Origin of the sequence: Mucilaginibacter rigui (genome assembly GCF_014773275.1) — a bacterium.
GTDB lineage: Bacteria > Bacteroidota > Bacteroidia > Sphingobacteriales > Sphingobacteriaceae > Mucilaginibacter > Mucilaginibacter rigui_A.
In genome coordinates this window covers 44448-56532 of sequence record NZ_JACWMW010000001.1, presented here as the reverse complement: position 1 = coordinate 56532, position 12085 = coordinate 44448, and the positions used below count along the sequence as shown (strand labels likewise).

Sequence of the window (12085 nt, the reverse complement as noted above, 5' to 3'; positions counted from 1 at the left end):
GGTACTGTGGCTTGCGATTGCTCATTTAGCCTATTTTTGCCCTATGAAAAAATTAGCATTACTATTACTTACAAGCCTGATATGCGGCACCGGTTTTGCCGCAGGTATAGATACCATAAAAAAAGACGGTTATACGCTGATCGTATCTGGCAATGACGAGCATTTTGATGAGGGTATTAAACAGAAGCTCATCAGCACATTTTTTACCGTGTACCCTAAAATTGTTAAGGAGTACAACAAAAAGAGCCTGAAGACGGTAAACTTTTTCATCGATACGGCTTACCATGGAGTTGCCGCTACTGATAATGGCCGCGTTGTTTTCAGCGTTGCTTACATGACCAAACACCCAAATGATATTGATGTGGTTACCCACGAGGTAATGCACATTGCGCAGGATTACGGCAGCTTTGACGGGCCAGGCTGGTTAACCGAAGGCATTGCAGATTACGTACGTAATGAACATGGCGTAGCTAACCCTGCTGCCAACTGGAAACTGCCCGATTATAAACCAACCCAAAACTATGATAACGCTTACCGCATAACCGCACGGTTCTTAGTTTGGGTAGAAACCAAGATTAAAAAGGGCACGGTTAAAAAACTCGACAGCCAAATGCGCGACCATACATATACAGCCGAATCATGGAAAAAACTTACCGGCAAAACTGTTGATGAGTTGTGGAAGGATTATTCCGCTAACCCCGCGATATAAAACAATCAAACATGTCATAGCGATAGCGTGGCAACCTCAGCGGACAAGCGGATATGCTGAGATTGCCACGTCGCTACGCTCCTCGCAATGACATATAATTTAAAACAAACAAGAAAGGCTTTCCAAATTGGAAAGCCTTTCTTGTTGTATAGTGTCTTCGATAAACTCAGACTGATATTCCTGTCATGGTGAACCTGTCGAACCAATCAACCACCTAATGCTGCTGCACCGCTCACAATCTCGGTAAGCTCGGTAGTGATGGCTGCCTGGCGTGCCTGGTTGTATGAAAGTTTCAGAGCTTTCAACAAGTCGCCTGCGTTTTCAGTCGCTTTATCCATCGCGGTCATACGTGCGCCATGTTCAGATGCGTTTGAATCTAAAACGGCACGGTATAACTGTATTTTTATATTCTTAGGGATCAGTTGCTCCACAATCTCTTCCTGCGAAGGCTCTAATATGTAGTTAACCTGTGCTTCAATAACAGCATCCTTAGTTTTTACTGTTTCGGCTGGTTTAGCTTCTGGTAGTGGCACAGGCAATAACTGCTCTGCAACCTGATATTGTACAGCCGCATTACGGAAATGGTTATACACCAGCTCAACACGGTCGTAATCGCCATTGATAAAGCCCTGCATAATGCTTTCAGTAATTTTTGAGGCATTAATAAAGTTCAGGTCAAGGTATAAGTCGTTATTGTTACCAATAACATTAAACTTACGGCGCTGAAAAAACTCCTGGCTTTTTTTACCGATAGCAACGATAGATACATTGCCTTTCCTTAACTGCTCGCTATATTTTTCGGCAATAAGATTATTGGCTGTTTTAATAACATTGGTATTAAAAGCACCTGCCAAACCACGGTTTGATGATACAACAACAACCAATACACGTACCGGCTCGCGCTGCTGCAAGTAAGGCGATGCACCATCCTCCAAACTTGCCGATAGGTTTGCTAACAAATCTTTCAACTTATCAGCATACGGGCGTAATTGTACAATAGCATTGGTTGCCCTTTTCAGCTTTGCTGCCGAAACCATTTTCATGGCCTTGGTGATCTGCTGTGTTGAGCTTACGGATGCTATCCTGTTTCTTACTTCTTTTAAATTAGCCATTCTTTTGTTTTAGTATCAAGTATCGAGTATCAAGTATTTAGACTTTCCTGTCCTAGTACTTGATACTTGATACTAATTACTTACTACTAATTAATATTTACTCGCCAGTTCTTTAGCTACTGTTTCCAGTACACCTGTTAACTGGTCATCAAATTTACCTGCTTTAAGGGCAGCCAGCACTTCTGGGTGGCGTTGCTCTAACTGAGTGGTAAATTCTGCTTCAAACTCACGCACTTTGTTAACCGGTACGTTACGCATCAGGTTTTTGGTGCCTAAGTAGATGATAGCTACCTGTTTTTCAACCGTTACCGGTGAAAACTGGCCTTGCTTTAGCATCTCTACGTTACGTGCACCTTTGTCAATTACGTTTTTGGTTGATGCATCCAGATCTGAACCGAATTTAGAGAACGCCTCTAATTCGCGGTATTGGGCCTGGTCAAGCTTAAGTGTACCCGCAACTTTCTTCATCGATTTGATCTGCGCGTTACCACCCACACGTGATACCGAGATACCTACGTTAATTGCGGGACGGATACCAGCCAGGAACAAGTTCGACTCCAGGAAGATCTGACCGTCAGTGATCGAGATCACGTTGGTTGGGATATATGCTGATACGTCACCTGCCTGTGTCTCGATAATAGGCAATGCGGTTAATGAACCACCACCTTTAACGATGTGTTTGATAGACTCCGGCAGGTCGTTCATTTGCTGCGCAATGCTATCGTTGCTGTTAACTTTAGCGGCACGCTCTAATAAACGGCTGTGCAGGTAAAATACGTCACCCGGGTAAGCCTCACGGCCCGGTGGGCGGCGTAATAATAACGATACCTCACGGTAAGCAACCGCCTGTTTAGAAAGATCATCATAAATGATCAAAGCAGGGCGGCCTGTATCACGGAAGTACTCGCCGATTGCAGCACCTGCAAACGGGGCAAAGAACTGCATGGTAGCAGAGTCAGAAGCGTTAGCTGCAACAACTATAGAGTAAGGCATAGCGCCATTCTCTTCAAGCGTGCGTACAATGTTTGCAACTGTAGAGGCTTTTTGGCCACAAGCTACATATATACAATATACCGGGTTACCGGCATCGTAAAATTCTTTCTGGTTGATGATGGTATCGATACAAACCGCAGTTTTACCTGTTTGGCGGTCACCAATAACCAACTCACGCTGGCCACGGCCAATAGGGATCATAGCGTCGATAGCTTTGATACCTGTTTGCAATGGCTCGGTTACCGGCTGGCGATAGATAACACCCGGAGCTTTACGCTCTAAAGGCATTTCGTAAGTTTCGCCAAGTATCGGGCCTTTACCGTCAATTGGGTTACCTAAAGTATCTACAACACGGCCAAGCATGCCTTCGCCTACGTTGATAGATGCGATACGGTTAGTACGTTTTACATTGTCACCTTCCTTGATATCGTCAGACCTACCCAACAATACCACACCCACGTTATCTTCTTCAAGGTTCAGTACTATACCCTGTAAACCGTTATCAAATTCAACCAGCTCACCTGATTGTACTTTAGTTAATCCGTAAACGCGTGCAATACCATCACCCACCTGGAGTACGGTACCCACTTCTTCTAGTTCAGATTCTGACTTAAAGCCCGCTAATTGCTGACGCAAAATTGCTGATACTTCGTCTGGTCTTACCTCTACCATTTTTTGAATTTATTTTAGAGTTTTTAATTTAATATTATTTGATCGCAACTTGTGCGAAATCCTTTTTCATTCGTTTTAAGCTGTGGGCAATGCTGGTATCAACCTGCCTGTCGCCTACAGTAAGTACAAAACCACCAATTAGTGATGGGTCAACTTTATCAGTAAGCTTAACAGTACCGCCAATTACTTTCTGCACATCGTCAAGCATTTTCTTCTTGTTCTCGGCAGATAGTGGCGATGCTGTCACCACTTTAGCATTGGTAATATGGTTCTTAATATCATACAAACCAATAAATTCGTTAGCGGTAGTATATAACACCTCGCCACGGCCTTTATTAACCATAATATTTAAGAAAGCCAAAGTTACCTTGCTTACTTTGCTGCCAAAAACATCAGCAATTATGTTTATCTTTTTGCTGTGCGATATAATAGGGTTGGCTAAAACAGCCGCCAACTCCGAGCTACCTTTTACAGTATTCAGAAAAAGCTCCATATCTGTCTTAACCGTTTCAAGGGCTTTTTGCTCCTCGGCAAGGTCAATTAGTGCTTTCGCGTATCTTAATGCTACTGTTATTTCTGACATTGTTGTTGAGATTTGAGATGTTAGAATTTAGATGTGAGACGTTTTTTTGTCTCATGTCTAAATTCTAATATCTCATGTCTAAATTATAACTTAACTTCTTTAAGCAGGTCAGCAACTAATGCATCCTGTTTGCCCTGGTCTTCAAATTGCTTACGCAATACTTTCTCAGCAATCTCTAATGATAAAGCTGCAACCTGGTTTTTAACATCAGCCATAGCAATTGCCTTTTGGTTGTGTATATCTATACGGGCAAGCTCAATCTGGCGGGCACCTTCTTTGTGTGCCGCATCTTTGGCATCAGCTATAATTTGGTCTTTAACCTTTTTAGCTTCGGCCAAAATTGCATCGCGCTCTAAACGTGCTTGCTTTATTAAAACTTCGTTCTCATTTGTTAAACGAGACATCTCTTCTTTAGCAGCCTCTGCTTTTGAAAGCGCATCTTCAATAAAGCGCTCACGCTCGTCAAGGGCACCCATAATAGGTTTCCAGGCAAATTTGGCAAGTAAGAAAAACAGCACCAGGAATGATACCGTTGTCCAGAACACTAAACCAATATCGGGGGTAACTAATGGATTCATTATTATATGATGTATATATTTTAAAAAATCAATTTAATAACCGTGCCCGCGGCCAATCGCAACGGGAACGGTTAATTTTTTTGTCCTTGAGGAGAAATATTATTTCAAGCCCAGGAAAGACACAACCACACCGAACAAAGCAGCACCCTCTACAAGAGCGGCAGCGATGATCATTGCAGTTTGGATTTTTGAAGCAGCTTCAGGCTGACGTGCAATACCTTCAACAGCTTTACCACCAATTTGACCGATACCTATACCGGCACCAATTACGGCTAAACCTGCACCAAGTGCAGCGATACTTCCAAACATTGTTTTAAATTTAAAGTGAATATATAGTATATAATTATTTACAAATATTAGTGGTGGTGCTCTTCAATAGCTGTACCGATAAATAAAGCGGTTAACAGCGTAAAGATGAAAGCCTGCAGCGCTGCTACCAGCAACTCAAGCACATCCATAAACACCACAAAAGCAACTGATACCGGCGCAATGCCAACCGACTTAAACACAAATATCAGCGATATTAAGCTAAGCACAATAATGTGCCCTGCTGTAATGTTGGCAAACAAACGTATCATCAACGCAAAAGGCCTTGATATGATACCCACCAACTCAATAACCCACCATAAAGGCCATATCCAAACAGGCACATCAGCCGGTATGAATATGTGTTTCCAATAGTGTTTGTTACCATTAAGGTTTACCACTATTAAAGTGATAACAGAAAGCACAAGCGTTACCGCTATATTACCCGTTAAGTTTGCACCACCCGGGAAGAAAGGCACTAAGCCTATCAGGTTATTGATCCAGATAAAAAAGAATACAGTTAACAACAGCGGCATATAGCGCTGGTATTTGTAACCAATATTTGGGCGGGCAATATCATCACGTACAAAAAGTATAAGCGGCTCTATAAAAGACTGCAAGCCTTTTGGCGCTTTACCCTGGCGTTTTTTATAGGCCGATGACACACTGAAGAATATAATAAGCAGGAACGCGATAGACATCCACATACTTACCACATTGCGGGTGATGGAAAGATCGGTTAAGTTGCTGTTCCATTTAATAATACTCGAGCTTTCTGCAACCGTATTATTTTCGCCAACAATATTTACTTTATCATTAATTAAGCGGTAAGTATAATATTTACCGGTATAATCTGCATGTCCATGCTCAAAATGTGCTGATGAGAAAACTTCAAGGCCTTTATCAGTATATAATACAACCGGTAGTGGTAATGAAGTTTCGCCCCAAAGGTGCAGGGAATGCGAGTCGGCAATGTGTTCTAAAATCACTTCGCTTGGCTCAAACTTTTTTTCAGCGCCTTCAGCATGCTCAGCGTGTTCTTCTTGCGAAAACGCCGGTATCGAAAATGCGGTCAGCGTTAAAAAAACGGCACAAATTCGTAAAAGTGTAAAAATTTTTGATTTCAAAATTGAGCTTTTATACATCTAAATAAAGTTTTTTACTTTAAATTTTGGTTGCGCAAGTTACGCAACAAAACGTAAACTTCAAAGGCCGTATTTAAGAAATATAAGTAAAAGAAATTGCCCGCAAAAACACCCTTTTCTACCTTATTTTTGAGTAAAAATATCACCATAAATGCCAGGCAGGCCAATATTTTAAAAACAGTGCCGGCCAAAAAAACCTGGGCATAGTTTTCGGGGTTTATTTTTTGAGTAAATAATATTGCAATAACTATTAAAAATGTGAGGCCGGTAATATAGGCGAACATTCCCCAAAAATGCGGTATCAATAAATTAGCGTTGCCGGTAAGTGCAAGGCATATCGGCAGTATGGCCAAAACCACTACAAAAATGGCAAACGAGATAAGGGCAGGTTGTATTTTCATTACAGTAATCTGTTTTTTAAAGGCAATGAAGCTATCATGAGTTTATTTATGTTGGTTATTGAGCGGTAACTCATGATGGTTTCAATTTCTTACAGATCTGATAACAATAAACAATGATATAAAAACACCGGCCAATGTAAGCGCTGCGGTAACCCATTTGGTATCATGATGGGTAGCTTCATCAATTTTATAACCGGCGAATGCAAAGATGCCAATAATCGCTATCATCTGGAAAGCCAGGCCGGTATATTTAGCATAAGCGTTTATAGCCTTGCCTTCCTTATTAGTACCGGGTTGTTCATTTTCTGCCATGCTGCAAATTTATTAAACCTATTGCATAATGTTTAGTATTTTAGCAAGGCATTTATAAACCTTGACTGTAGGCTTTATTTTAATGTTTTACAGTTTAATAATTACAATATTATTCCATTGAGGCACACTTATACCATTTCTGTACAAAAGTTTTTTTTGCTTGCAATAGTAATGGTTATTGCGGGGTGCTCGCTCGAAAAAAAGAGCGCCCTTAACCGTAGCCTGCAAAACCTTACCGCCAAATACAACATCCTTTTTAACGCTAACGAACTACTGCGTGCAAAACAAGCCGGTTACGAAGAAGCTTACGTAGATGATTATACCGAACTTTTAAGCGTTTACCGCGATACCGTCGCCAAAAGCGATGTGCCCGATAAAGAGCTTGATGAAGTTAAAGCAAAGGCCAATACCATTATTAGTGTAAAAGAGCAAAGCCATTACCTGGGCGATGCTTACCTGCTGCTTAGTAAGGCCAACTACCTCGACGGGAATTATTTTGATGCAGTTGAATATGCCAACTATGTTATCCGGTCATTTGGTGCCAATGCCGACCTGAAACAGGAAGCCCTGGTTTACAAGGCACGGTCGCTATTATACATCAATCAACCTGCTGATGCTAAGGCCACTTTAGACAGCGCCCTGCAAAACATCAACCCAAAGAAAAAAATAACAGCCGATGTTTATGCCACTAAACTACAGTATGATATAAACGTACAGGAATATACGGATGCCGAAGAAATGGCAAAGATGGCTGTACAGTACGCCCGCTCAAGCGATCAAAAATTACGATGGACTTTTATCCTGGCGCAATTGCAGGAGCTTAACCACCAACCCGCCGACGCCATAGCAAACTATACCCGTGTTAGCAAAAGCAACGTAGAGTTTGATATGGCCTTTAATGCCAACCTAAACCGTATACGTATTGAGGATAGCCAGAGCGGTGTAAAAGTAAGCAGGCTTACCCGCTTGCGGTCGTTACTTAAGAACTCCAACAACAAAGATTTTATTGATCAGATATACTTTCAGATAGCACAACTGCAATACAACGATGGCGAAATTGATAACGCTTTGAAAAGCTATCGCCTCTCGGTTAACAGCAGTACAAAAAACCAAAGCCAGAAAGGCCTCTCCTACCTGCGTATGGCCGATGTTTTATTTAAAAATAAAGCCGACTACACCGGTGCCGGTAAATATTATGATAGCGCGCTGGTTAACCTGTCGCCCAATTACCCTAATTACGCCATCATTAAAAAGAAAAGCGATAACCTGCAAATATTGGCCGACAGGCTGCAAACCATATCACGCGAGGATACTTTACAGATGCTGGCCAAACTGGACGAGCCCACCCGCCTTGCACGTATTGATAAAATGGTGGATGCGCAAGTACTTAAATCACAACCATCGCCGGTAAGTGCTGCACAAAACAAAGGTATGGCTAATGTAAACCAGCCCCCGCAAGAAAGCACACCAAATGGCGATAACTTTTATTTTGCCAGCAGCAATGCCATAAGCCAAGGCTTTAGCAACTTTAAACGCGTGTGGGGAAACCGCCGTTTAGAAGATAACTGGCGCAGGGCCAATCGTGCAAGCAGCGATATCACCCAAAACAATTCGGCTGCTATACAGCAAATTGGCGACCCTGATGCACCTGCGAATGATGTAGTAAATAATGCTGCCCAAAACAAAGCCACCGCGGGTAATTACAGGCAAAGCTTAATACAAAACCTGCCGCTTACGCCTGTATTAATGGCGCAATCAAACAAACGCATGTTTGATGCCTATTTGGATATTGCCAACTTTTACCGTGACATACTGGACGATAAGAAGGAAGCCATTGCCGCTTATGAACTATTGCTGAATCGCTTCCCCGATAGTGATAATACACCGGCCATTTACTATAACCTGTACCGTTTATACGCCGAAACAAACGTGCCGGCATCGTCTGATAAGTATAAACAGTTGCTGGTTAAAAATTATCCGCAAACACCATTCGCCAAAATCATCCTCGACCCTGATTACGCCAAACACATAAGTGATGAGGATAGCGGTTTCAGCACCTTATATAATAAAGTGTATGACCTGTATGCCGCCAAACAATATCCGCAGGTAATAGCCGCCGCCGATGCGTTAATGGCACAATACCCAAACAACAGGCTTGCCGCGCAGATCTATTACCTGCGTGCTTTTGCCGCAGGCCACCAGGAACCCTTGGCCCCGTTTAATAATGACCTGCAACAAATAGTAACCAAATACCCTGCCGATAAGCTGATAACGCCATTAGTAAACCAACATCTGGCCTATATTACCGCCAACCAGGCAGAACTGGCTGCGCGCCCGATAATAATATCAGACCGTGAATTGAACGACCCGCAGTTTACTATCCCTATTGTTTATCAGCAGAAAACAGAATACAGGGTTAAAGCTGAAAAATACGAACCCGTTGCAGATGTACGCAAACCCGAGCCCAAGCCTGTTGCCCCGCCGGTGATAGAAGAAAAAGCTTCGGCAATAACGGCTATTACACCACCGGCTACTGTTACACAACCGGCACAGGTAATTGTACCACCAACCCAGCCGGCAGCACAGCCCGTTAAAGAAGCGCCATCGATATTTAACATGCGCGATAGTACCAACTATTACTTTGTGGTAAATGTGAGTACCGGTACAACTAATTTATCCTCTTCGCGTTTTGGTATCGGGCAGTTTAACAGGGTAAATTTTGAGGGCAATACCATTAAACACCAGCTAAAAGCAGTAGGTACCGATAACCAGCTGATATACGTTGGCCGTTTTGCAAACCTTACCAATGTTAAAGATTATGCCCGTGCTATAATCCCGCTTATGCCCGATATTATGAAGGTACCGAAGGATAAATACAGCTTTTTTATCATAACACAAGAAAATCTGGATAAATTAGCAGACCAAAAAACATTAGATAATTACATAGATTATTATCAAAAACACTACTAAAGGAATGATCAACAAAAACAATAAGAATAGTATTAGCTCGCAGGATATAAGACGTTACAACTGGTATATATGGCGGTTGTTTATAGCCGGCTTTGCCTTTTTTGTGATCATGATATTGCTGATAGCTTTCCAGGTCTTTGGCCCGCTTCCATCTTTCCGTGAACTGGAGAACCCCAAAAGCGACCAGGCATCAGAGATCATATCGTCTGACAAGCAGATCATCGGTAAATATTATATAAAAAACCGCTCAAACGTAACTTACAAACAGATCTCGCCAAACGTAATTAACGCGCTCATCTCTACCGAAGACACCCGTTTTTACCAGCACTCCGGGATAGATTTTCAGCGTACGTTCAGCATTGTATTGTACAACCTGGTAGGTAAAAAACAGGGCGGCAGTACCATTACACAGCAGCTGGCACTAAACCTTTTCTCAGAGCGGGCCCACAACCCATTTAAACGTATCATCCAAAAATTACAGGAATGGATAACCGCCGTTAAAATTGAGCGCAACTACACTAAAGAAGAGATCCTGACCCTGTACTTAAACACTGTTGATTTTGGTGCTTATAACACTTATGGCATCAGCTCGGCAGCCCGTACATATTTTAACACCACGCCCGATAAGCTTACGCCAGACCAGGCTGCACTTTTAATAGGGATGATAAACGGGCCGGGCATTTACTCGCCTATTAACCACCCCGATAATGCAAAAAACCGACGCAATTTTGTATTACGCCGCATGAACGAAGAGGGCCTTTTAAGTGATGGACAGGCTGAAGAATATAAAGCAAAACCGCTCGGCTTAATTTTTAGGCCTATTGACCATAATGAAGGCATTGCAACTTATTTTAGGGCCGTATTGAAAAAAGAGGTGCAAAAAATACTGGTTGATAAATCTATCATGAAGCCGGATGGCACTACCCCTTATGACCTTGACCGCGACGGACTTAAAATATACACTACCATTGATGCCACCATGCAGCAATACGCCGAGGAAGCCCAGAAAGAATATATGCGTACCCTGCAGGCTCAGTTTAACGCGCACTGGAAAGGCATCAGCCTTTGGAAGAGCATCCCAACCTTTAAAAACTTACTGGAAAAAGGCAAGCACCGCTCAGACAGGTATATCGCTTTAAAAGCGCAGGGGAAATCGGAAGAAGAAATTACCGAAGATTTTAACACCCCGGTAAAGATGAACCTGTTTACCTGGCGTGGTGATATTGATACGCTGATGAAGCCTATCGATTCTATAGTATACTGCAAAATGATGCTGCGTAACGCTTTAATGAGTATGGACCCAACAACCGGTTACATTAAGGCCTGGGTAGGCGGCACCAACTTTGAGCATTTTAAATACGACCAGGTAAAAATGGGTACGCGGCAGGTTGGCTCAACCGCTAAACCGTTTACTTATGCCGTGGCTATTGAAAATGGCATTTCGCCATGTATGCAGGTAGCTAACGAGCCCATCACCATAAAAGGCTACGGTGCCGATTGGACGCCCCGCTCGTCGCAAACGGGTACAATACCCGGTGTAATTACCCTGCGTACGGCTTTGGCTAATTCGCAAAACTGGGTTACAGCTTATGTTATGAATGAGGTTAAGCCCGAACCTGTTGCCGAACTGATCAAAAAAATGGGGATAACAAGTAACGTGCCACCTTACCCTTCCATTTGCCTGGGTAGTTTTGATGCGTCGGTATTTGATATGACAGGTGCCTACTCCGCATTTGTAAATGAAGGCGTGTGGACAGAACCCACCTATCTGCTGCGTATAGAAGATAAAAACGGGAACGTTTTATATAATAACAGCCCACGAATTGTACAGGCCATGAACCCCCAAACCGCCTACGTAATGACCTATATGTTAAAAGGTGTTATACAGGAAGGTACCGGCTACAGGTTACGCGGCAAGTATGGTTTAACCAACCCCATCGGTGGTAAAACAGGTACAACAAACGATAACTCAGACGGGTGGTTTATGGGGATAACCCCACAACTGGTTACCGGCATCTGGACAGGCTGTGAAGACCGCGATATCCACTTCCGTACAACCCGCCTGGGTGAGGGTGCAAATACGGCCCTGCCTATATTTGCCGGTTATATGAAACGCATTTATGCCAACCCAGCGCTCGGCATTAAAAAGAATGTTGATTTTGTGCCGCCAAAATCAGGGGTATCTATCACGCTTGATTGCGGCGCCTACAGCCAGCAGCAAACGGGAACAAGCGATGTGGATAAGAAGTTAGATTTCTAATTGTTCATTCGTTCACTGGTTCATTAGTTCATTGGTTGGATCGT

11 protein-coding genes are annotated in these 12085 nt (G+C 42.8%); 3 read left to right on the top strand and 8 right to left on the bottom strand.

Annotated features, from left to right (window positions below; all coding sequences use genetic code 11):
* The first annotated feature begins 43 nt into the window (after window positions 1-43).
* Complete coding sequence (locus IDJ75_RS00245; protein WP_191173618.1) at window positions 44-709, top strand: basic secretory protein-like protein; 666 nt, start codon at window positions 44-46, stop codon at window positions 707-709.
* A 206-nt stretch (window positions 710-915) separates the two neighbouring features.
* Here the strand turns inward: IDJ75_RS00245 and atpG are convergent, their stop codons facing one another.
* From atpG to IDJ75_RS00205, 8 genes are all read right to left on the bottom strand, one after another.
* The gene (gene atpG, locus IDJ75_RS00240) at window positions 916-1821 is read right to left on the bottom strand and encodes an ATP synthase F1 subunit gamma (RefSeq protein WP_191173617.1); all 906 of its coding nucleotides are present in this window, start codon (window positions 1819-1821) and stop codon (window positions 916-918) included.
* 90 nt (window positions 1822-1911) lie between these two features.
* Entirely contained in the window at window positions 1912-3486 is a 1575-nt protein-coding gene (gene atpA, locus IDJ75_RS00235; RefSeq protein WP_191173616.1) for a F0F1 ATP synthase subunit alpha, read from the bottom strand.
* 34 nt (window positions 3487-3520) lie between these two features.
* The gene (gene atpH / locus IDJ75_RS00230; protein ID WP_191173615.1) at window positions 3521-4069 is read right to left on the bottom strand and encodes an ATP synthase F1 subunit delta; all 549 of its coding nucleotides are present in this window, start codon (window positions 4067-4069) and stop codon (window positions 3521-3523) included.
* Window positions 4070-4152: 83 nt separating this feature from the next.
* Window positions 4153-4647: a F0F1 ATP synthase subunit B gene (gene atpF / locus IDJ75_RS00225; protein ID WP_191173614.1), complete on the bottom strand. Its 495-nt coding sequence runs from the start codon at window positions 4645-4647 to the stop codon at window positions 4153-4155.
* A 99-nt stretch (window positions 4648-4746) separates the two neighbouring features.
* Complete coding sequence (atpE, locus tag IDJ75_RS00220; protein ID WP_191173613.1) at window positions 4747-4956, bottom strand: ATP synthase F0 subunit C; 210 nt, start codon at window positions 4954-4956, stop codon at window positions 4747-4749.
* Between the two features lie 47 nt (window positions 4957-5003).
* Window positions 5004-6080 (bottom strand): F0F1 ATP synthase subunit A, encoded by a 1077-nt coding sequence (gene atpB, locus IDJ75_RS00215; protein ID WP_317173718.1) that lies wholly within the window; start codon window positions 6078-6080, stop codon window positions 5004-5006.
* 32 nt (window positions 6081-6112) lie between these two features.
* A complete protein-coding gene (locus tag IDJ75_RS00210; RefSeq protein ID WP_191173611.1) occupies window positions 6113-6499 on the bottom strand; it encodes a hypothetical protein in 387 nt (128 codons plus the stop codon).
* An 81-nt stretch (window positions 6500-6580) separates the two neighbouring features.
* The gene (locus IDJ75_RS00205; RefSeq protein WP_191173610.1) at window positions 6581-6811 is read right to left on the bottom strand and encodes an AtpZ/AtpI family protein; all 231 of its coding nucleotides are present in this window, start codon (window positions 6809-6811) and stop codon (window positions 6581-6583) included.
* Window positions 6812-6928: 117 nt separating this feature from the next.
* On the opposite strand from IDJ75_RS00205, the gene porW reads away from it, so the two are divergent.
* On the top strand, window positions 6929-9781 hold the full coding sequence (gene porW, locus IDJ75_RS00200; protein ID WP_191173609.1) for a type IX secretion system periplasmic lipoprotein PorW/SprE: 2853 nt from the start codon (window positions 6929-6931) through the stop codon (window positions 9779-9781).
* Between the two features lie 4 nt (window positions 9782-9785).
* Window positions 9786-12041: a penicillin-binding protein 1A gene (locus tag IDJ75_RS00195; protein WP_191173608.1), complete on the top strand. Its 2256-nt coding sequence runs from the start codon at window positions 9786-9788 to the stop codon at window positions 12039-12041.
* Window positions 12042-12085: the final 44 nt, after the last annotated feature.

Coding starts and splice junctions, on each gene's coding strand:
- IDJ75_RS00245 (WP_191173618.1), top strand. CDS start 44: ATGAAAAAATTAGCATTACTATTACTTACAAGCCTGATATGCGGCACC.
- atpG (WP_191173617.1), bottom strand. CDS start 1,821: ATGGCTAATTTAAAAGAAGTAAGAAACAGGATAGCATCCGTAAGCTCA.
- atpA (WP_191173616.1), bottom strand. CDS start 3,486: ATGGTAGAGGTAAGACCAGACGAAGTATCAGCAATTTTGCGTCAGCAA.
- atpH (WP_191173615.1), bottom strand. CDS start 4,069: ATGTCAGAAATAACAGTAGCATTAAGATACGCGAAAGCACTAATTGAC.
- atpF (WP_191173614.1), bottom strand. CDS start 4,647: ATGAATCCATTAGTTACCCCCGATATTGGTTTAGTGTTCTGGACAACG.
- atpE (WP_191173613.1), bottom strand. CDS start 4,956: ATGTTTGGAAGTATCGCTGCACTTGGTGCAGGTTTAGCCGTAATTGGT.
- IDJ75_RS00210 (WP_191173611.1), bottom strand. CDS start 6,499: ATGAAAATACAACCTGCCCTTATCTCGTTTGCCATTTTTGTAGTGGTT.
- IDJ75_RS00205 (WP_191173610.1), bottom strand. CDS start 6,811: ATGGCAGAAAATGAACAACCCGGTACTAATAAGGAAGGCAAGGCTATA.
- IDJ75_RS00195 (WP_191173608.1), top strand. CDS start 9,786: ATGATCAACAAAAACAATAAGAATAGTATTAGCTCGCAGGATATAAGA.